This window comes from Chryseobacterium taichungense (genome assembly GCF_900109935.1).
Lineage (GTDB): Bacteria > Bacteroidota > Bacteroidia > Flavobacteriales > Weeksellaceae > Chryseobacterium > Chryseobacterium taichungense.
In genome coordinates this window covers 494,112-516,812 of the sequence record NZ_FOBV01000001.1, presented here as the reverse complement: position 1 = coordinate 516,812, position 22,701 = coordinate 494,112, and the positions used below count along the sequence as shown (strand labels likewise).

At 37.9% G+C, this 22,701-nt stretch carries 14 protein-coding genes and 1 tRNA gene; 9 read left to right on the top strand and 6 right to left on the bottom strand.

The annotated features are described in order from the left end of the window. Positions 1–337 precede the first annotated feature (337 nt). From BMW64_RS02385 to argS, 3 genes are all read left to right on the top strand, one after another. On the top strand, positions 338–3,253 hold the full coding sequence (locus tag BMW64_RS02385) for a SusC/RagA family TonB-linked outer membrane protein (protein ID WP_177175221.1): 2,916 nt from the start codon (positions 338–340) through the stop codon (positions 3,251–3,253). A 2-nt stretch (positions 3,254–3,255) separates the two neighbouring features. Further along, entirely contained in the window at positions 3,256–4,626 is a 1,371-nt protein-coding gene (locus tag BMW64_RS02380; protein WP_089998238.1) for a SusD/RagB family nutrient-binding outer membrane lipoprotein, read from the top strand. 106 nt (positions 4,627–4,732) lie between these two features. Then, positions 4,733–6,493 carry an arginine--tRNA ligase gene (gene argS, locus BMW64_RS02375; RefSeq protein ID WP_089998237.1) on the top strand — a complete coding sequence of 587 codons (1,761 nt, stop codon included), beginning with the start codon at positions 4,733–4,735 and terminating at the stop codon, positions 6,491–6,493. Between the two features lie 264 nt (positions 6,494–6,757). On the opposite strand, the gene BMW64_RS02370 is transcribed toward argS, so the two are convergent. The 5 genes from BMW64_RS02370 to ccoN all read right to left on the bottom strand — a co-directional run bounded on the left by BMW64_RS02370 (position 6,758) and on the right by ccoN (position 18,546). Next, positions 6,758–7,690, bottom strand: coding sequence for a YihY/virulence factor BrkB family protein (locus BMW64_RS02370; protein ID WP_089998236.1), 933 nt, complete (start codon positions 7,688–7,690; stop codon positions 6,758–6,760). 10 nt (positions 7,691–7,700) lie between these two features. After that, on the bottom strand, positions 7,701–10,025 hold the full coding sequence (gene tamL, locus BMW64_RS02365) for a translocation and assembly module lipoprotein TamL (protein ID WP_089998235.1): 2,325 nt from the start codon (positions 10,023–10,025) through the stop codon (positions 7,701–7,703). Further along, positions 10,025–15,061, bottom strand: coding sequence for a translocation/assembly module TamB domain-containing protein (locus tag BMW64_RS02360; protein ID WP_089998234.1), 5,037 nt, complete (start codon positions 15,059–15,061; stop codon positions 10,025–10,027). The genes tamL and BMW64_RS02360 overlap by 1 nt, the downstream gene beginning before the upstream one ends. Positions 15,062–15,362: 301 nt before the next feature. Then, positions 15,363–16,250, bottom strand: a complete 888-nt coding sequence (locus BMW64_RS02355; RefSeq protein ID WP_089998233.1) for a cbb3-type cytochrome c oxidase N-terminal domain-containing protein — start codon at positions 16,248–16,250, stop codon at positions 15,363–15,365. A 16-nt stretch (positions 16,251–16,266) separates the two neighbouring features. Beyond that, positions 16,267–18,546: a cytochrome-c oxidase, cbb3-type subunit I gene (gene ccoN / locus BMW64_RS02350; RefSeq protein WP_089998232.1), complete on the bottom strand. Its 2,280-nt coding sequence runs from the start codon at positions 18,544–18,546 to the stop codon at positions 16,267–16,269. Positions 18,547–18,743: 197 nt separating this feature from the next. Between ccoN and BMW64_RS02345 the strand changes: the two genes are divergently transcribed. From BMW64_RS02345 to BMW64_RS02335, 3 genes are all read left to right on the top strand, one after another. After that, entirely contained in the window at positions 18,744–19,037 is a 294-nt protein-coding gene (locus BMW64_RS02345) for a helix-turn-helix domain-containing protein (RefSeq protein ID WP_089998231.1), read from the top strand. Between the two features lie 26 nt (positions 19,038–19,063). Next, complete coding sequence (locus BMW64_RS02340) at positions 19,064–19,270, top strand: hypothetical protein (protein ID WP_089998230.1); 207 nt, start codon at positions 19,064–19,066, stop codon at positions 19,268–19,270. A 73-nt stretch (positions 19,271–19,343) separates the two neighbouring features. After that, complete coding sequence (locus BMW64_RS02335; protein ID WP_089998229.1) at positions 19,344–20,297, top strand: DUF6624 domain-containing protein; 954 nt, start codon at positions 19,344–19,346, stop codon at positions 20,295–20,297. Between the two features lie 38 nt (positions 20,298–20,335). On the opposite strand, the gene BMW64_RS02330 is transcribed toward BMW64_RS02335, so the two are convergent. Beyond that, positions 20,336–20,406, bottom strand: a tRNA-Gln gene (locus BMW64_RS02330). A 99-nt stretch (positions 20,407–20,505) separates the two neighbouring features. Here BMW64_RS02330 and BMW64_RS02325 point away from each other — a divergent pair. The 3 genes from BMW64_RS02325 to BMW64_RS02315 all read left to right on the top strand — a co-directional run bounded on the left by BMW64_RS02325 (position 20,506) and on the right by BMW64_RS02315 (position 22,689). After that, positions 20,506–21,546 carry an AMP-binding protein gene (locus BMW64_RS02325; RefSeq protein ID WP_089998512.1) on the top strand — a complete coding sequence of 347 codons (1,041 nt, stop codon included), beginning with the start codon at positions 20,506–20,508 and terminating at the stop codon, positions 21,544–21,546. Positions 21,547–21,550: 4 nt separating this feature from the next. Next, entirely contained in the window at positions 21,551–21,943 is a 393-nt protein-coding gene (gene arfB, locus BMW64_RS02320; RefSeq protein WP_089998228.1) for an alternative ribosome rescue aminoacyl-tRNA hydrolase ArfB, read from the top strand. Positions 21,944–22,044: 101 nt separating this feature from the next. Continuing rightward, positions 22,045–22,689 carry a hypothetical protein gene (locus BMW64_RS02315; protein ID WP_089998227.1) on the top strand — a complete coding sequence of 215 codons (645 nt, stop codon included), beginning with the start codon at positions 22,045–22,047 and terminating at the stop codon, positions 22,687–22,689. Positions 22,690–22,701: the final 12 nt, after the last annotated feature.

The window sequence follows — 22,701 nt, the reverse complement described above, 5'->3', positions numbered from 1 at the left end:
TTAATAAAAATGAAGTACTATGCAAGGCATTTCATTATGACATGCTAAAATAATGCTTGATAATCTGGATCAAGAGGTAATAAACTGGTTATCAGTATATAATTTCCTTCTTGTAGAGTAATATTTAAATGAATTACATACTTTTAAAATATTATTTTTAATGTAATCATAATAAATTATTAAAATGATATATTGTGTCATAATTATATATGATCTTTGTTTTTTAATTTTTATATAATTTTTATTTATTTTTATTGAATATATTGTAATTTTTTCATGTTTTTCTTTGAATTTTTGATAAACTTTTTAAACTTTGTTTTGCAAAAATTAGATGTATATGAAGAAATTATCAATCAGTGTACTTTCATTGGTTCTGTCCTCTTCTGTGGCCCTAGCCCAGGCACAGCAAAAAAAGAGTGATACGCTGAGAACAGGTGAAATTGAAGGCGTAGTCGTTACTGCGCTAGGCATTAAAAGAGAGAAAAAAGCAATCGGCTATTCCGTCTCACAGGTAGCAGGAGGAGACCTGCAAAAGTCTGGTGAATCAAACGTTATCCAGGGATTGGCCGGGAAAGTAGCCGGTGTACAGGTTACCGGAGCCTCCGGAACACCCGGGGCATCAAGTAGAATTGTGATCAGGGGACAAAAATCAATCGAGCTTACCAGTCAGCCTTTAATTGTATTGGATGGTCAGATCATCGACAACTCCTACAACAACAATGCGGGATCAGGAACAAATATCGGTGGAGTAGATGATTCAAACAGGGCTGTGGATATCAACCCGGATGATATAGAAAGTGTTTCTGTCTTAAAAGGTGGGGCAGCCGCCGCACTTTATGGTGAAGGAGCCAGGAACGGTGTAATTATCTATGTTTCTAAAAAGGGCAGAAAAAGAAAAGGTATAGGTATCGATTTCTCAACCTCTGTAGGTTTTGATCAGCTTAGCAATATGATAAATCTACAGAAAAGTTATGCTGCAGGTACCAATGGAACCACTTATATTCAGCCTGCCCAATATAGCTCAGACGGATTTGCCGTTACCTCCGGAACCAATCAAAGCTGGGGCCCGCTGATTTCTAGTGTTGAAGGATTGAAAGCGTATGATAATGTTAAAAATTTCTATCAGACAGGAGTTACCAATAATTATAATTTAGCATTATCTGGGGGTGGAGACAATGGCAATTTCAGAGCGTCCTTCGGACATATAGATCAAACAGGTATCGTTCCGAATACAAGCCTGAAAAAAACATCATTCAATTTCAATAGTGAATACAGGCTCACCGATAAAGTGAAAGTTGGTGCAGATGTTCTATATACCAATACGTTGGGAGTCAGAGCACAAAAGGGAAGTAATACTGCGGGAATCATGTTGTCCCTATTGCGTATGCCTTCTTCTTATGATGTGAGAGACTATCAAACGGATCAGGGATACAATAAAAATTATTTCGCGGCCTATGATAATCCTCTTTATACAGTGTATAACAACCCTTATAAGGATGAAACGAATCGTGTGATCTTTAATGGACATATTAATTACAACTACAGCAAATGGTTGAATGTATTGGTAAGAGCCGGAGTAGATACTTACACGACCCATGCACAGCAGAATTATTCTTTTACGAGTAACGGAAACTCTACTGCAGACGGATCCGGACAGGTCATTGTCGACAGCTTTACTAAAAGCCTGTATAACTTAGATTTGATATTCAACGGAATCGTAAATTTTACGGATAATATTAATCTTAATTACAATATCGGAGGCCAGATAAACTCGATATTTTCAAATGATCAGTACAGTGTCGGTTCATCTATGCTTGAACCCAATCAATTTAATTTAAGTAATTTTTCTACCCTTAAAGCGCAGAATGGGGACAGCAAATATTTGAAAAGAGGGGTCTTTGCTTCTTTAGAATTTGCGTTTTATGATCAGTTTTATTTAACAGTTACCGGCAGGAACGATTGGAGTTCTTCTCTCCCAAAACAAAACAGATCTTATTTTTATCCCTCCTTATCTGCTTCCTGGATTTTCAATAAAACACTGGGAATGCCGGATTGGGTAAATCTTGGAAAATTAAGAGCTGCTTATTCTAGTACATATGCATCTCCCGGCCCATATAGTATTATAACCCCTTATGTAACCCCTACTTTTTACGATTCTTTCGGCCCGCAATTATCTTCCCCTTATAACGGCACAGGAGCCTATGGAATTTCAACAACTTTATATAACAATAATTTGAAGCCGGAGCACAACAAAGAGTTCGAACTAGGGTTGGAATTAGAAATGTTTAAAAGATTACATTTTAACGCCAGTGCTTACAAATCAACCAATTATGATCTCCTGATCAGACGTCCTGTTGCCGCATCTAACGGCTATCAGATTTATTATACGAATGGTCCTACTGTAGAAAATAAAGGTTTGGAAGTTAGTCTAGGTTATGATATTCTTAAAAATGAAAACTTTGACTGGAATTTTACAGCTAACTGGACGCTCAACAGAAATAAAGTTACCGACTTAAATGGTGTTGACGATAATGCGCCGCAAGGAAGTGATTATTTTAGTGGAAATTTAACGCCTACTATTACCCTCGGTCAGCCGTTAGGTGTATTTTATGGAACAGCTTATCAAAGAGATAATGCCGGTAATTTAATTATAGGATCAAACGGTCTCCCAATATTGGCGGAAGGAGCACAGTTGATTGGAAATCCAAATCCTGATTGGACTGGTGGCTTCAGGAATAATTTCAGATATAAAAATATATCTCTGAGTTTCTTGCTAGATGTAAGAAAAGGAGGAGATATCTGGAATGGTACTTTAGCCAGGTTGAACAGGTTGGGAATGACCCAGGCATCGGCAGATAACCGACAAGGTACATATATCATTCCTGGAGTATTGGAAAATGGACAGCCCAACAATATTGCCATTTCAAATAAAGCATACTATGTAAGCTATCTCGGAGACGGATCGTTCAGCGCAAATGAAACCGCTATCGAAAAAGATATTAACTGGGTAAGATTAAGAGATGTAAGCCTTAGTTACAATATAGGTAAAGTTCTTTCCCAATCGGCAGGCTTAACATTTATCAGAAGTGCAGAAGTGACCTTCAGTGCCAGAAATTTATTCCTAATAACCAATTATAAAGGGATTGATCCCGAAAATTCATTCGCCGGATCAGCATCCAACACGTTAGGGTTTGATTATTTTAATAATCCTAATACACGAAGCTATTTTTTAACATTCAAATTCGGATTTTAATTATGAAAAAATTTATCTATACAGCAGGGGCATCACTGATGATCATATCTTGCCTGCTCTCCTGCGAGCATGAACTGGATACTTTTAATGATAACCCCAACAGCCCTACACAATTATCAAGCCCGAAAACTTTACTTACCGGAGCAGAAATTGGTACGATCAGCAATTCAACAGGCAATCTGCCCAGAACATTAAGTCTTTTTACACAGCATACGAATGGGAATCAGCTACAGTCCTTAGATTATACCAATTATTTCCTTACCGAAACCGATGTTGAAACCGACTGGGCGAATATCTATCAGGCTGGTGTGAATCTTAACCAGATCATCAATCAGTTTGGTGCAGAAAATCCATATTACGACGGCATTGCAAGAGTGTTGATATCCATGAATATAGGATATGCCACAGATGCCTGGGGAGATGTCCCTTTCTCTCAGGCTTTTCAGGGAACTGTCAATCTAAGTCCAAAGTATGATACGCAACAACAGGTGATCACACAGATTCAATCTTACCTGGATAAAGCCATTGCCGATTTTGAAAAACCTCAAAATGCCAATAAAAGTTTACCGAAGACTGACGATTTATTTTATGGAGGTGATGTATTACAGTGGAAAAAACTGGCATATGCTTTAAAAGCAAGATATGCCCTCAGATTATCAAAAAAAGACAATACAGCCGCACAGAAAGCCTTAGATTATTCACAGCTTTCACTGGCTTCAGACAGTGATAACCTGGTAGCAACATTTGATGGGGGAAACAACCAGAATCTCTGGTATGGATTTAACAATGCAAGGTCTGGATATATGTCTATGGGGAAATATTTTGTTGACCTTCTGAAAAATAATGCTGATCCCAGACTTCCTTTTTTTGTGTCTCCGGATAGCCATAACCCACAAGGGTATTCAGGATCTGCGCCTGAAGATGCAGATTCGGATGCTTCACCTTTCGGAAGTTATTTTGCTGGTTCACCCTCAACCCCAAATATTATTTTTGGGTATAGCGAAATCAAATTTATCCAGGCTGAAGCCTACTTCAGATTGGGAAATCTTGCTTCAGCCCAGGCTGCGTTGAAAGATGCCGTCGCTTCTTCCATCAAGGAGGTTACAGGAACGGCAAATGACACGTATGCCACATCGGTGTCATCCACAGTTACTCTGGAGAATATTATGAATCAAAAGTATATTGCTTTATTTACGACGATGGAGCCATACAACGACTGGAGACGAACAGGATTCCCAACTTTAACTCCCAACCAAAACAGCCAGACGAAAAAGATTCCATTGAGATTAATGACTCCAAAGTCAGAAAGGATATTGAATCAAAACGCCACTGTAGTGTCATCCATGTACACCCCGGTGTGGTGGGCCAATTAATCTTCTAGTTTTAATATTCATATCGATCCGCCTTCGGGCGGTTTTTTTATTTCCGTATATTTGCGGTTCAGAATATGGCCGGTCGGCTATTGTAAAATAACAGATAATGAATATTAAAAATATCATAGAAGAAAAACTTTTGGAAGTGATCCTTAATGTCTATCAGCTGAAAGGCATTGCTTTGGAAGTTCAGGAAAATAAAACGGAGTTTGAAGGAGATTTTACCATCGTAACTTTTCCTTTGGTGAAACAGCTGAAAAAAAATCCCGAAGCCATCGGGGTTGAACTGGGAGATGCTTTAACTCAGCAGACGGAACTTGTCGAAAGTTTTAATGTCGTGAAAGGCTTTCTTAATATTAAAGTTAAAAATCAATTCTTTATCGATAACTTTAAAGGATTGGCAGAAAACTTTGATGCCGTGGAAAAGAAAAATTCAACAGTAATGGTGGAGTATTCTTCACCGAATACCAACAAACCCCTTCACCTTGGACATATCAGAAATAATTTATTAGGCTTTTCTGTTGCACAAATTCTTGAAGAAGCCGGATATAACGTGATCAAAACACAGATTATCAACGACAGAGGGATCCACATTTGCAAATCAATGTTGGCTTGGGAAAAGTTCGGGAATGGAGAGACTCCTGAGACCACTGGTATTAAAGGTGATAAATTTGTCGGAAACTACTATGTAAAGTTCGACCAAGAATATAAAAAGGAAATTGCTGAACTTGTCGCACAAGGTATCACAGAAGAACAGGCGAAAAAGGAGGCGCCTCTCATGAAGGAAGCGCAACAAATGCTTCTCGATTGGGAAAAAGGAGACGAAAAAGTACGCACCCTATGGAATGAAATGAACTCATGGGTCTACAAAGGCTTTGATGAAACATATAAAAGACTGGGAGTAGATTTCGATCAGGTTCAGTACGAAAGCAATACCTATATTTTAGGGAAAGACCTTATTCAGGAAGGTTTGGATAAAGGAGTGCTGTATCAGAAAGAAGACGGTTCGGTATGGTGCGATCTTACGGATGAAGGCCTGGATCAGAAATTACTATTGCGTTCTGACGGAACTTCAGTATATATGACCCAGGACCTGGGTACGGCTGTTGAGCGTTTTAAACAAAACGATATTCAAAAGCTGATCTATACGGTAGGAAACGAACAGGATTACCATTTCCAGGTTTTATTTAAAATATTAGGGAAACTTGGTTATTCATGGGCAGATCAATTGTATCACCTGTCTTACGGAATGGTTGAGCTTCCGAACGGTAAGATGAAATCCCGTGAAGGAACGGTAGTTGATGCAGACGACCTGATGCAGGAGATGCACAACATCGCAAAGTCAGCAGCAGAAGAACTTGGAAAGCTGGAGAATTTAACGGAGGAAGAAAAAGCCCAAAACTACGAAAGTGTAGGAATGGGAGCGCTGAAATATTTTATGCTGAAAGTGGATCCGAAGAAAAAAATGCTCTTCAATCCTGAAGAGAGTATTGATTTCAACGGAAATACGGGGCCGTTCATTCAGTATACTTATGCGCGTATTCAGTCTTTATTGGCTAAGGCTGATTTTGAATATAAAGCAGTGGATAGCGTTGTCTTAAATGAATATGAGAAGGCATTGGTGATGCAGCTGGCCAATTATAAAGTTGTTGTTCAGAAAGCAGCAGAAGTATTAAGTCCGGCTCTGGTGGCCAATTATGTATATGATCTGGTGAAAACGTACAACTCGTTCTATCAGAGCAATCCGATCATGAATCATGAGGATGAAAATGTAAAGCAGAGCAGATTAAATCTTTCAGATCTTACAGCCAAAACCATAAAGAAATCGCTGAATCTTCTCGGGATCACAACGGTAAACAGAATGTAAGGATTCTCAGAATTAGTATATGATATTTAATCATGTATTCTGAATATAAAAAAAAGATGCGCAGGTTTCGCCCGAAACCTGCGCATCTTTCATTCAACTCCTGCGCAGGAGTTGGACAACTCTACAGCAGAAGTTGAGCAACTCTACAGCAAGAGTTGAGTAACTCTTCAGCATCTATTTTTGTAACGCTTGTGAATTTCTTTTAATAAGAACCCAAAATATTCGCTATTTACAGTAGAAAAAGATACGTGCATATAGCTTTATTTAGCTTTCAGACGGGTCTTTCATTCTCTGGCTGTCTTCATACAATTTGGCATCACTCCATTTCGCATGTTTGGAAGGGACGATTTTAAAGCCTCTTTTGTTAGCGTATATTTTGGTAAATTCTGCTCCGAAGAAAATGAGCATGCACGAATAATTAATCCACATCATAATCAGGATAACAGTTCCCGCTGCCCCAAACGCTGAAGTAGGTTTGGCTGTTCCGAAATAAAGACTTAAAAGGAATTTTCCCAAGGTAAATAAGATCGTCGTAAGAAAGGAACCTCTCCATACGGGCCTCCAGCTGATCTCAACATCCGGTAATACTTTAAACATTAAAGCGAATAAAAGCATAGTCACAGTAAACCCGATGAGGTAATTCACAAGCTCTACCACCATATAGGTCTCCAGTCCGAAATAATTCGTGATCCAGTTATTAAGTAAGCTGATTAAAGACGAAAGCACCATGGTAATCATGAGTAAAAAGCCGATGATCAGGATCATTCCTAAGGAGTTGGCTCTGTCGAGGAGAAATTTAACAAAAGCTTTTTTTGGTGCAGGCTGTACGTCCCATAAGCTGTTCAGGGAACGCTGAAGCTGAAAGAATAATGTTGTCGAACCAAAAACAAGAGAACCTACACCAATTGCTTTCATGAATATATTTTCCTTATCAATCAAAGCTCCTGCAATCATATCCTGCACGCTTTTGGCTGCATCCTGTCCCATAAGACCGCTGATCTGGCTGGTGATCTGTCCCCGAATCGCTTCCTCACCGAAGAAATATCCGGCAATCCATATGATAATAATCAGCAAACCAGGAATTGAGAAAATAGCATAATATGCCAGACTCGCAGAATCATTGGAAGCGGTCGAATCGTTCCATTTTGTATAAGTTTCTTTTAAAGCTTCCCAGAAGAATTTTATTCTTTTTATCATGTATAAAAATTTAGAAAGGATATCCGATCGCAATATTCAGGATAAGATTATCTCTTCTCCAGCTCGAATCTCCGAAATTAATTTTGTCGAAAGTCCATCGGTCGCCTCTTTCATAGTAAGGTACTCTCAGTGGCATGGCGAGGTCAAGTCTCAGAATTAAAATAGAGAAATCAAGTCTCAGACCAACTCCGGCTCCTACGGCAATTTCGCTTAAAAATTCTTTCGAAAATTTTGCGCCGGGTCTGTCGGGATCTTCATTTACCAGCCACACGTTTCCTGCATCGGCAAAGACGGCGACGTTTAAAAATTTATATAAATTGGCTCTGTATTCGGCATTCAGCTCAAGCTTTATGTCTCCCGACTGATCAAAATAATATCCGGATTCTATCGTTCTCGGATCAAAGCTTCCCGGACCTAAAGTTCTTGCCCTGAATGCTCTTACACTGTTACTACCTCCCGAAAAAAACTGTCTTGAAAAAGGAATGTGATCAGAGTTTCCGTAAGGATAGGCGAGTCCGGCAATTGCTCGTGTGGCCAATGATGTTTTCTCGTTGAATTTATGATAAAAACGGAAATCGTTTTCAATTTTTGCATACTGACTAAATGGTACCCCGAAGATCGTTTTTTCCTTGTCTTTTTTTACATTCGCTCCCGTAAGCAGTCCGGTAATATTTCCCGCAAGATCCAGGGTTCCTTTATAATAGATGGTGCTGGGTTTAGACAGCATCGTGTTGGTGTACGTATAAGAATAAGTCGGTCCAAAGATCAGCTGGCGCTCTACCACTCTTCTCATCGCATCACTTTTTCGCGAAATGGAATCATATAAAGGGGTAATGTTGGCTGGTGAAACATAAGTGACGTCAAGGATTTTCAAGTCGTGCTCCTTTCTTGCATTTTCTTTCCAGACATAGCCGAATGATCCGCTGAACGTGTTTAAAGTATAATATTCCGTACGGTTCTGGAATTCATAGCCTAAGGTGATATTCGTTCTCGGAACAAAAGCACTGGATGAGTTAAACCTGAATGGCGCCACAATCCTCGGAATGGAAAGCTGTACATTGGTTCCGGCCCTGAATATGTTTTTAGCATTTTCCGGTCCTCCGATCTGTACATCAAAAGCTCCGTACACCGATGCTTTGAATTGTTCTGCACCTCTGAAAAAGTTTCTGTGCGTCCAGTTGAGGTTGAGCTCGCTTCCTGCATAGTTGGCAGAATTCGTTCTTCCCAATGCTTCCAGGCGTAGCGACTGAAGTTCTCTTGGTGTTAATAAATAATAAGCGTCAAATTTATGCTGTAACGAATCTGAAACAATGAATTCATTCTTTACAAATTTGAAAACACCAAGACTGATAAGCCTGTTTAAGGTAAGGTTATGATTGGTTCTGTTATAAAGGTCTCCTTTTTTGAAGTACAGCGCCCTGTCAAAAATTCTGGGTTTGAATTTATGCTGAGGATCGATGACGTAAATGTCATTATAGGCATATTTACCGAGAGAATCAGTATCCATCGGAACGCTGTATTTCCCGTTTTTCACATCCTGAATATTGTAATTCGGGAAGACAATCACCTTATCGATGCTGAACTGCTGGGTAGAAAGTTCCGGTGTATTGTCCTTCAGCTTTACATTCATCTCAACTTTATGGTTCTTGCTTACCGTACTGTCTGCCTGAACGATGATGTTGTCGGGATGGAAATAATAAAAGCCTCTTTCCTTTAATCCGTTATCAATACGCTCTCTCTCAGATTTTATCACATCAAGATCAAAAGGCTGTCCTTTTTTCAGAAAGGTTTTGTCAGTAAGATTTTGGATTTCCCGGTTAACCAAAGTAGAATCCTGTTGGAATTTTACATCGCTGATGAGGTATCTTGCTCCGGGCCTTACAGTGTAGATCACCTTCGCCTTCTTGTTTTTGGCAACCGTGTCGTATGTTGCCCGCGCATTAAAATAACCTTTGTTCTCAGAATAATTTTCAATAATATCTTTGTTGAATTCACGATCTACATCGCCGAGAAGCACAGGCTTTTCACCCAATTTGTATTTCAGCCAGTAATTGAATCCCTTTTCTTTTTTAGGCTCTTTGGCAATATTATAGAAAAAAAGTTTCGGCCTTAAACCAAGAAAGCTTGAATTGGGTTTCGGAGTAAGATTCGCTTCCAGCCCGGCCTTTAAGTCTTTCTTTTCTCCTTTGGAAATCGTATCATTTTCGATATTGATTTCTGCACCGGTGTACAGCATCTGACCTTCTTTCAGGTATCGTGTGTTGCACGAGACCACAGCAGAGGCAATCCCGAAGGTAAGCGCATATTTGAAGTATATGTGATAATTTCTTTTCATTATTTAAATTCTACGGCTTGGTTCTGTTTGTTTTTTCTTTCTTCTCTTTGTTTTTTATTTCTTGATCTCTGGAAGATATCACGGAACTTATCATAGTCCAGCGTAATGATAAATCCTAGTCCCGTTTCAACGATCTGTCCCTGAAGTGCTACCTGATACTCGTTCTTACGGTAAGCACGAAGCATGTATCGGCCATCTTTGGACAGGCTGTAATCTACCGTTACGTCTCCCGCAATGTTGGTCATGTTTTCATTCTGACGTGCTTCACCTTCCAGTCCGAAATTGCTGCCCACAGAAACTTTCAGACGATCGTTCAAGAGTTTTTTACTGATATCTACATTCAGGTCGGTTCTTGTATTTTTGGCACCGGAAGAATAATCTTCGGAAGATTCAAGATCGAAATTCAGATCAACCCCTTTAATAAGATCAGAGGCAAGATTATTTAATTGCTGTGAAAGAATTTTACTCACACTCTGTCTCGCCATCATTTCTCCTGAAAGCCCGGCTCCGGATTCGAAAGGATTTTCACCGATGAATCTGTTGAGCAATAATAAAGCAAAAACCTGTTTGTTCATTTCTGATTCCTGCGTTCTCAGTTGTGATAGCTTCTGGTCTACAATATCGGTAACATTAGAAGAAACAGCATTGTTTTTCTCGTCCGTGGTAATATCAAAAGTGATCACAGGTTTTAGCAGTTCGCCTTTCATTTTTAATAAGGTGTTGAAAGGAATTCTCTGCTTAAACTGGTTGAGCGTTGCGGCGCTTTCTCCACTGATCTGCTGTTCTACGAGATCGATCGGTGCGGCTTCGGTTTTGTAGACAGCCGTAATATCGAGTGTAGCAGTCGTAGGCTCGCCGGTCCAGGTGATGGTGCTTCCTTTCTGGATATCAAACTTTCTTTTCAGTACACTTACCGACATTTCATAGCTTCCGGATTCTACTTCATAAACTCCGACAAGCGTGGTTTTTCCTGAAGGATCAATTCCGCCGGTAAGCTCGGCCTCACCCTGAAGTTTTACAAAATCTCCGTTGGCTTTATCAATTAATAAAGATAATTTGGCTTCTTTGCTCAACTCAATATTTACATTGACATCCATTCCTTTAATCCTGGTTTGAGAATTTAAAGAGTCTGCCTTAATGGTTTTATTTAAAGCTACCTGATCCTGATCAATGAATTCTACGATACCTTCTCTTTCCTGTAACGTAGGAGAGGACTGAGGAAGAACAAATGTGAAATCGGTATCATCGGCAACAGAAAGACGGCCATCGACTTTCGGCAGATCCAGGTTCCCTTTGATATGTAATGCGGCATCAATAGAAAGAATTCCGTACATGATCGCATCATTGGACTTTTCGGAATTAACGACTTTAAAGTCTTTGGCATTCAGATCGAGATTAAAGGCGAAATCCCTGTACGTCTGCGTAAGAACCTGCCCGTCAATATTTAAAGAATTACCATCTTTATCGTTGATCTTAAAGTTATTAAATTCAATTCCGCGGCTGGTAAAATCAATTTCGTCATTAAGTTTTCGGAAGTCACTTCCTGTTTTGGCAATTTCCAGTCCGACATTATTGAATTTTATCTTACCTAAAATATTCGGTTGCGAAGTTGTTCCGGTGATCTTTAAATTCCCGGAAAGATAGCCTTCGGTATTTGTTACAGCATTCATCGAAAAACCTTGTACAGATTTCATTTGCAGCTGATTGATCGCCATGTTCAGATCAAATGTGCTTGATGAAGTATTGTAGTCTCCCAAAATTTTTACATCATTGTTATTTCCGGAAAGGGCAATATCAGCATTTAAAATCTTCGGTGAAGTATTATTCACTTTTACAGCAAGATTACCGATAGGATTTTCATAAACGATCAGATTGGTGATATTTAAATCTGATGTGAAGGTCATATTTTTGGTCAGATCACGTAACTGAGCCGTTCCATTGATGGTTCCTCTTGCCAGCAAGGTGTCTTTTTTAATGAGCTCGGTAATGGTTTCGATTTTAAAATCTTTCAAAGAAACGTTCAACGGAGCATTGGGCGACTGGGTTTCCGATTGTAAAAGGATTTCACTTCCTGAATTGGACAATCTGAAATTGTCTGCCACAATACCTTTGCTGCTGATCTGTATTTTGTTGCCTTCTGCAACGGTCCAGTTGGTGTAATTCAGTTTTAAACCATCCGGATTCAACGAAATTTCAGTAATGTCATTCAGTGATTTTGCATTTCCGGCGATCAGGAATTGGGTTTCATCTTTCGCATCTTTTGTCGTGATGTTGTAATTGATAATGTTGTTGGCAACGTCTCCCCCGATATTCACTTTATTCAAAGCAAAACTTGAACTCTTCAATGCAGCAACGTTCAGGTTATACTGTAACGCCTGATTTTCATTGGTGACTTTTAAGGTTGCGTTTTCGATAGAATTCTCTCCATACAGCAGTTGCGGGATTTGTCCATCGATTTCTATTTTCTGGGAATCAGCATTATAATTTCCAGTCAGATTAATGGTTTCAAAACTCTTCAAATCCGGAACAAATTTCCTGATCAGATCATCATTTTTAATTTTTGCATTAAAAGTAAAAAACTGTCCTGCCTCGATTTTTTCATTTTTCGCCGGCTTCTGGAACTGGTAATATTGATTGATCGTCTGGCTCAACGCTCCGAATATTTGGGTAAGCCTGTATTTTCCTTTTAATTCCACATCAGCGATTTGCGAATTGAAAATGATATTCGTGGAATCAGCGGTTGATGAGGCTTTTAAATTAATTTCCTGAATAGGATAAATTTCTTTTGTATCCGAGAAGGCAAAATCTTTTAAATTTAAATATCCATTCAGATGATCGGGATCCAGATTGGTAAAGTCGCCGTCAATTTTTCCTGCGAGGATCATCTGATCTTTATAGAATCCAAGTTTATTAAGATCAAGCTTCAGGATGTTTCCGTTAACCTTTACTGTAGGATTTTTTTCGTTGTAAACTCCTGATGCGGTCAGTTGCATATTGGCATTAGGATCTTTGGAATTCAATATAATGTTATATGCTCCACGTCTTATTTTTCCCGTAAGGTTCATATTCTGGTAACGATAGCCTTTGTAAACGGCAGAAGCAACGTGTCCTCTGAGATCTGCATTGGCATTTTTGAAGTCAAAGCTTTCTCCTTTAGCATAAATTTGAGCCGAAATAGGCCCGATGTCTTTATTTTTAATGATTCTGCCGATCTGTAATCCCTGCAGATTGGCTTTTACATCATAGAGTTCACGGTTTTTTCTGCGCATGTCGACCTTCGCCACCACAGCCGCATTTCCGGAAGTAGAGTAGAGGTTGAGGTTGGCATCTACAACTTTGGTTGTTCCTTTCGCCGTTCCTTTAATACTCATGTTTGAGGGAAGGGAAATGTTATTTGGAATGGTGTTTTTCGGGACCAGATTATAAATTGTTCTGGCTGAAGACGACAATTCCGCAATTTTCAGGTCATAGTACAGATTGTTGGGATTGGTTGCATTTTTTACTCTTCCCGATGCTGCCACTCTCAGCTGATCAAGACCTGATACTTTAAGATTGTTGATCAAGAGATCATTCACATTGCCTTTTACATTAGCATTAACATTTAGAATAGCATTCGGATATTTGTTGAATGGTGCGGTATTACGAAGATCCGGAGCAAGATTTAAAATGTCTGCGAAACCTACTTTTGAATCTTTAATGTTTGCAGAAATCTTTACGGCTCCTAAATTTGAACTTAGCTGTTCGATAGAATTATAATTTAACACCACTTCATCACGAAGAACCGTTCTCGATGTTTCCAGGTAGAGATCTTTGAGATAAGCTTCTTTTTCATTGTACACAAAATCGGTATTGAATTCACGGATATCAAGGCCTCTGGCTTCCTGTATTTCTGCAGAATTCACAGACCCTGCAAACGTATTGTTCTGCATTTTAAAATCCTTCACCTCGACATTCAGTTTTGAAAAGTTAAGGTGATTGAAATCCATTCCCTGTCTTGTAGGAGCGATAGCGGTATTGTTGTAAGCGACTTTTACATCATTAAGAACCAGCTTCCCGAGTAAAAGGCTTAAAGCTTTCTCTTGATCAGTGGTTTTAGAATCTTCATTGTTATGATCTGCTTTAGGATCAGCATTTTTTGTTGGGAGGTAAAGATTAGCATTGATGTTGGCTCCTGAAAGGAAAACATTGTCAACGTTGTAAGCGTTATTTTCCAGATCGAGTTTGTTGACCTTTGTGCTAAGTTCTTTAAACAGCACTTTTGCAAAAGTCTTTGTATTATCATCGTCATAATCAATATCGAAATTGGTCAGCTTTATCCCACGAAGCCCGATTTGCATCGGCTTTTTATTGTTGAGAGAATCAACTTTCTTTTCAACTTTTTTGGAAACTTCCTCCACAAGATCCTGTTTCAGTTTAAGCTTCAAGCCGTCAAGGTTAATGTCATTGACGGCGTACTTATTATTTTGCAGGTCAAAAGTTTTCACCCTCGTATCGAAGGATTTAAAGTAAAGTTTAATATCATTTCTGGACTGTTGGTCATTAAAGGTTACACCAATATCTTTCAGATTTATTTTATCTAATGAGATAATGAATGGTTTTGAAGGGCTTTCTTCTTTGTCGGTTGTGGCAAAAGCATCAATAATATAATCGAAGTTGAAAGTGCCGTCAGGTTTTCTTACCACATTGGCGCGTGCACCTTCCAGATCCACGGATGTGATGTCTGCTGTAGAATTGATAAGTTTAAGCATATTTAAACCTACATCAAGCTTTTTTACGGCGAGAAGGGTATCAATATTCTGACCTTTTAAATAAAGATTTTCCATAACAAGACTGTTAGGGAAACCTATGTAAACCCTTTCCAGGCTTACTTTTGTTTTAATTTTCTTTTCGAGATAAACAACCAGCTTGTCTTTAACAAAGTTCTGAACTGCCGGAAGTCTTAAGCTAAGAATAAGTAGCGTAATAAATACCAAAATGGATATAATGGTAATTATAAAACGCCGTAAGAGTTTTCTTTTGTTGATTTTCAGTTTCAAGAGTGATTGGGTTTAAAACAAATATAGCAATACTAATTGTACTGCTTATTTGTTGTGGTACGCTTTGCGTATGCAAAAATCCTGCCTTGACTGCCAATCTAATGGAATTTAGTTTAGTTGAGTGTCAAGTGAATAGTTGATGCTGACAGTCAAAGCCTGGATTTTATGTTGTAAAAAGCCCCCTTTTTTCATTTTCTTTTAATTGAAAAGGTTTTAGCAAAAATGAATTTATAAATGTTAGTTTAGTTATTCAAAAGGGGGCTTGGCATGGTTTAAAGACTATATTTTTAATATTATAAGTTTAGTTATTTCCGTTTTCCCAATGTACTTCTTCTCCCTGCGGAGCTGCCCCTCCCTGAGCCGGTGTGATAGGAGCTGTTTCTTGGTTGATATGATAAATATAGGCCGCGATTTTTTCGGCATCTCTTCCGGTAATGGTTCCTTCTTTAATCAGAGGGCGCATTGTTGGGTTATTTGGAGATCCGTTTTCAAGCATCCAGATTACATTTTTAAAGAGGCTTTTCTGTTTTACATTGATCCAGTGGCTATCGGTGAGGTTGGGCCCGATTCCTCCTTTTCCTCCTTCTCCGTGGCAGGTTGCGCAATTGGTTTTAAAGAGTTCCTGACCTTCTGCAATATTGTCGGCGCTGTATTTTGCTGTTTCAAGATTCACCTGAGGCGCAGTCTTTTCATATTCTGCAATTGAAGCGAGCATTGTTTTTGTTTCGTGCGCCAATTCTGCGTCAGGATGTGCATAATCGGTGAAAGAAAATGCGGTAAGATACACGGCACAGAAAATACATCCGAACCAGAAAAGACCGATCCACCATTTTGGCAGTGAGTTGTCGAGCTCTGTGATCCCGTCGAATCCATGATCAATAAGAATGTCTTTTTCCTCTGTTGCAGACTGTTTTTTAAATGCTGAATTCCAAAGCTTCTGAAAATAAGGGGTGCTTTTTTCTTTTAGGTATAAAGCTTTCTCTTCATCTGACAGGTTGGTGAAATTCTGGTTTTCGATCAGGTCTCCGATAGAATTCATGATCAAAAGAAGAATAACTGCGATCAGCATGAGTCCCCAGAAAAAAGGAGAAGAAAAGTATCCTGAATCGTGCGCGAACATTTCGAACGCCATGATCGTCAAACCTATTGTGACAATGATGTATATTGAAATTGGGGTTCTTGTTTTCATTGCTAATTAATTTAAATTATTCTACACTTGCAGTTTGGATCTGAGTCGTTTTAATATCTGTCCCGAGTCTCTGCAGATAAGCAATCATTGCTACGATTTCTCTATTCTCAAGCGGAACGAAAGAAGATCCTTTTGCTATTCTGTCTTTTTCTATCTGTTGCTTTACGTCTGCTGCTTCAGAATAAATTCTTTTAACAATACCTTTCGCTTGATTATCAGCCCACTGATTGGCTGAATCGATTTCAGCTTTTGTGTAAGGAACATCGAAATAGTTTTTCATCAGTTTCATTTTGTCTGCCATCTGACCTTTATCCAGTTTATTGGTAATCAGCCATGGGAAACGAGGCATGATAGAACCCGCTGAAGTAATTCTTGGATTATACATATGTTTAAAGTGCCATGAATCGGGGTTTCTTCCGCCTTCTCTGTGAAGATCTGGTCCGGTTCTTTTTGATCCCCAAAGGAATGGTCTGTCGTATACGAATTCTCCTGCTTTTGAATATTGTCCGTTTTTACCTTCAAATCTTACGATTTCGTCACGGAAAGGTCTGATCATCTGAGAGTGACAGGCATTACATCCTTCTCTTATATATAAGTCTCTTCCTTCCAGTTCCAGCGGAGAATATGGTTTTACAGCTGTAATGGTTGGTACACTTTGTTTTAATGTTAATGTAGGAATGATTTCTACCAAACCACCGATTGCAACGGTAATGAACGCAAGGATTGCCATTACTCTCGGGGTTCTTTCGATCCAGAGGTGTAATCCTTCTCCTTCTTTTCTTGCGCTTCCGATGTTTGCCAAAGCCGGAGCTTCTGCAGGAACATTTTTCTGGAACGAGCCGGCTTTAATGGTTTTTATCACATTTACCACCATTAATACTGCACCTGAAATATAGAACAGACCGCCTAAAAATCTCATTTTGTAGTATGGGATAATTGCTGTTACGGTATCCAGCCAGTTTTTCCAAACTAACGTTCCGTCCGGGTTGAACTGTTTCCACATTAATCCTTGCGTGAAACCTGAAATATACATTGGAACTGCATAGAAAATAATTCCTAATGTTCCCAACCAGAAATGCCAGTTGGCGAGTTTTTTGGACCAAAGAGAGGTTCTCCACATTACAGGAATCAGATAATATACGATACCGAATGCCATGAAACCGTTCCAGCCCAATGCTCCGATGTGTACGTGACCGATTACCCAGTCGGTGTAGTGGCCTATTTTATTTAAAGATTTTGTAGCCAATAATGGTCCCTCGAAAGTTGCCATACCGTAACAGGTAACTGCCACAACAAAGAATTTTAATATCGGATTTTCTCTTACCTTATCCCAGGCTCCTCTTAATGTCAGAAGTCCGTTAAGCATTCCTCCCCAGGATGGGGCAATAAGCATAATTGAGAATCCTGTTCCCACTGCCTGCGCCCATGCTGGTAACGCGGTGTACTGAAGGTGGTGAGGACCTGCCCAAAGATAAACGAAGATCAATGACCAGAAGTGAATAATTGATAATTTATAAGAGAATACGGGTCTGTCCGCAGCTTTTGGTAAGAAATAATACATCAAACCTAAGACCGGAGTAGTCAGTACAAATGCAACCGCATTGTGGCCATACCACCATTGTACCAAAGCGTCTTTAGCTCCTGCGTAGATGGAATATGATTTCCATGTTGTAAATGATAAAGGCACTTCAAGGTTGTTGAAAATATGAAGCATTGCCACTGCAAGCCAGGTTCCGATGTAGAACCAGATGGCTACGTATAAATGTCTCACTCTTCGTTTAGCAATAGTTCCAAACATATTGATCCCAAAAATTACCCAAGAAATAGTAATCAAAATATCGATCGGCCATTCGTGTTCGGCATATTCTTTAGAAGTATTAATTCCCATAAGGAAGGTAATAACTACAGAGACAATCATGATTTGCCATGTCCAGAAATGCATCCACGATAAGGTATCGCTGTACATTCTCGTTTTAAGTAGCCTCTGCATACTATAGTAAGCACCACAGAAAAAGGAATTACATACAAAGGCAAAAATCACGGCACTTGTATGCAACATTCTGATTCTTCCGAAGCCTAAAGCTCCTTGCGTGTTAATTAATCCCTGGATATTTCCTGAAGCCAGACTTTTGATGGTGGTATCATCCGTTCCGAATAAAAATTCGGGAAGTTCGGGATAAAAAAGCATCAGTGCAGCGGTAAGACCGAGTAAAAAACCAACCAGACCGAATGCAATTGTAGCATAGAGAAATGCTCTGACAATATTATTGTCATAATTAAATTTTTGCGTCTCCATAATTCCTAAAGTGTTGTCCTGAAGTGATATCTCTTATTTTAAAAACTGAAGTTTTTAATGTAAATTTTTAACTTAAGTCTCAATAAATAAAAATATCATGTAGCGTAATAATGTTTTGCCAAAGGTATTCACTAACTTTGTGTAAGTCTAATAGATATACTTCTAAAATATACCGAAAACTACTAAAACGGCATGGTATGAAAATATGTGGTCAAAACATAAGGAAAATCCGAAGGAGCAAGGATTTTACGCAGGAATATATGGCTTTTGAAATGGGAATATCACAAAAAGCGTATTCAGACATTGAAAATTCTAAAGTGAAAATCAATCTGGAAATTCTCACTAAAATTTCTGATATTTTAGAGATAAAGCCTTCTGAGATCTGCAGTATTTCTGATAAATGCGGAACTAATGATTATGAAGAGAAATATAATGGACTGCTGGAATATATGAAGAAAAAAGGAATATCTCTCCCGGATGATTTTCAGTAAATAATTATAATTAAACTAATTTCAAAATGAAGTTAAAAAGATCAGGAGTTTTTTTGTTGGGAGCTTTGGCAATGACGATTGTTTTATTTTACATTGATATTAATTTTTACAATGATTCTGATTTTACCAAAGACAATGTCAATGAAATCTTGTTTTGGTCATTTGTAAGAGGGTTGATGATTTCTATGGCTGTTAGTATTGGTAATCATTATCGGTTGATTCAGAAGAAATAATACTAATTTTGTTACAGGGTTTAAATTAAAATTATCTGTTGAACTCTCATAAAAAATAAAACAAAACAGGAAAATGAGAAACAATATTTATACTTTGTTGTTATTACTTTTATTCACAAGCGCTTATGCTCAGGAATATTCAAAATTAATAAGTGAAGCAGATCAGTTATATAGGACAAAAGATTATAAAATGTCTACGGACTTATATAATAAAGCATTTAAAATCGAAAGTAAAAATCCAAATCACTTGTATAATGGCGCATGCGCATCTTCTTTGGCAGGAAATACAAAAAAAGCATTTAAATGGTTGAATTTATCAATAGAAAATGGCTGGACAAATTTAAAGCACTTAAATTCTGATATTGATTTAGAAAATTTACATTCAAAAAAAGAGTGGGGAAAAACAATTGAAAAATTAAAAAGAAAAATAGAGTTAACAGAAGCGAATTATGACAAACCCTTGCAGGCTGAATTATTAACAATTCTTGATGAAGACCAAAAATATAGAATGCAAATCAATGAAACTCAGAAAAAATTCGCTCAAGATTCTAAAGAAATGCAAGACCTTTGGAAAATAATAATTCAGAAAGATTCTATTAACTTATTAAAAGTAAAAAAAATATTGGATGAAAAAGGTTGGGTAGGCAAAGACAAAGTAGGTGCACAAGCCAATAGCGCATTATTTCTTGTTATTCAGCATTCAGATTTGGAAACACAAAAAAAATACTTACCAATGATGAAAGAAGCTGTAACAAAAGGAAATGCCAATCCGGGTTCTTTAGCTTTGTTAATTGACAGGATAGAAATTCGAGAAGGCAGAAAACAAATATATGGAAGTCAAATAGGAACATATCCAGATACTAATATTCAATATGTTTTACCTTTAATTGATCCGGACAATGTAGATAAAAGAAGACAAGAAGTGGGCTTAGGTTTAATGTCTGATTATGTTAAAAATTGGAATTTGATCTGGGATGTTGAAAAATATAAGAATGAGCTACCAGAATTAGAAAAGTTAAATAAATAAACAAAAACGGGAAAAATGATATCATTTTTCCCGTTTTGTAGACTCACAGGGATTCGAACCCCAGATGACTGAACCAAAATCAGTAGTGTTACCGCTACACCATGAGTCTTTCTCTGTTTGAGTGGTGCAAATTTACAGCTTTTTTCATTATTTGCAAGAACTTTTTGAAGTTTTTTTTAAATTTACTGAGTCTTTATTTACGATCATTATGCTGATAGACTTCAAAAATCTCAATGTTAATCAATTACCTTCTGAAACGGAGTTTGAAAATAAAATCAAAGGTTTTCTAAAAGAATGGTTTTCTGAAATAGAAACAGTACAAGTGCAGACTTCCGGCTCTACAGGTGCTCCAAAGGTTTTTGATATTGAGAAAAAGAAAATGATCGCTTCAGCAGAAATGACCTGTAATTTCTTAGATTTAGTTGAAGGCAATACGGCTTTGATATGTCTTCCCATTGAATACATTTCAGGAAAAATGATGGTCGTACGGTCCATTGTTAGAACACTAAAATTAATAATTACCGAACCCAATATAAATCCTTTACGTGATATTGATTGTAAGGTTGATTTTTGTGCGATGACTCCACTTCAGGTGGAAAATTCTTTAGATAAGCTGCACCTTGTGAATAACCTGATCATCGGAGGAGCGGCCGTTTCGGAAAGTTTAAAGAAGAAAATTTTTCAAATATCGGATGAATTAACAGATTCCCAACGTATTTTTGAGACGTACGGAATGTCTGAAACATTATCTCATATTGCTTTAAAACAAATCTTTCCTGATCCAGAGGACTTTTTTACGACGTTTGAAAATGTAGAAATTTCGACGGATGAACGAGGATGCCTAAAAATTTTTGCCCCGCATCTGAATACCGAAGTTTTGCAAACGAATGATTTAGTTGAAATTAAAAAAAATAATCAGTTTAGATTCTTAGGAAGAATTGACAATGTGATCAATTCCGGAGGGGCAAAGATCTTTCCCGAACAGTTGGAAGCGCTGGTAAAGAAGGAAATTCCACGAGAGGTGGTGTTTTTGGGATTAGAAGATGAAACGTTGGGCCAGAAATTGATATTGGTTATTGAAGGAGAGAAATCTCAGGAAATCCTCGATAAAATTGCAGAAATTCCTTTTGAGAAAAATTTCCATAAACCAAAAGAGATTGCTTTCATTGGAAAAATTCCGCGAACTCCAAATGGAAAAGTCAACAGAATCGAGCTGAAAAATATATTGCAGAACAATATTAACAATTAAATAAATGAAAGATTTTTCTAAAGAACTTACTTTTAAAACTTCCCGCAGCAGCGGAGCAGGAGGACAGAATGTAAATAAAGTTGAAACTTCTGTAACGGTTCTCTGGAAAGTCGATGAGTCTGAATTTTTTAATGATGACCAGAAAAATTTAATTCACACTAAATTAAAAAACAGAATTAATGCAGAAGGCTTTTTATTCCTGACAGTTTCCGAAAGCAGGACGCAGCTGATGAATAAAACAAAAGCCATCGAAAAAATTCTCGAAATTGTTGATAAAGCTTTAGTTATTCCTAAAAAACGTCTGGCAACAAAACCTTCCAAATCGCAGAAGCAGAAAAGACTGGATACCAAAAAGAAATTATCGGAGAAAAAAGAGAACCGGAAATTTAAATTTTAAAAATAATTTTTAGTTAAACCCTCAAGGAATAATTGTTAAATTTTAATTGTTTTACTCAGCGTTTCGCAGATTCGTGTTATTTTTGCGGAAATTTTAAACTAATGATTAAAAAACTAATAACACTGGGATTGTTTTCAATCGCTTCAATATCTTTCGCACAGCAGAAATTTTCAATTATTCCATCCGTAGGATATGCGTGGAGAACAGCCAAAACGGTTTCTGGGCTTTCCAGAGAGGAGGAAGACTATGTAAAAGGATTGAAAAGCGGGATGAATTTCGATATTTCTGCATACTATCAGGTAAATAATATTTTATCAGTCGGATTAAAATATTCCAATTACAGTGCATCCAGCGATGGATATATTCTGGGGTATGTAAATAATATGCCTGTCTCAGTTCCGGTAACAACCAAAGATCAGATCAATTTTTACGGACCTGCCGTGATGATTTCCAACTTTAATGAAGAAACCAGACATAAAATGTTCATTGACATGGGATTAGGAGTTATTTCCTATGCTACTAAAACAGCAGATGTAAAGGGAACGGGATCAAATCTTGGTGCCGAGCTTAATTTTGCTTATCAATATCAAATCACGGAAAATATTTTAATCGGTCCGAAACTCGGACTTACTGCGGGGACGCTCAACAAAATGAAAATTAACGGAGTTACCTATGATTTTGATGATGATCAAAAGGAAGGTTTACACAGAGTTTCTTTAAGTGCAGCGGCTACATTCCGTTTTTAAGTTTTATCTTTG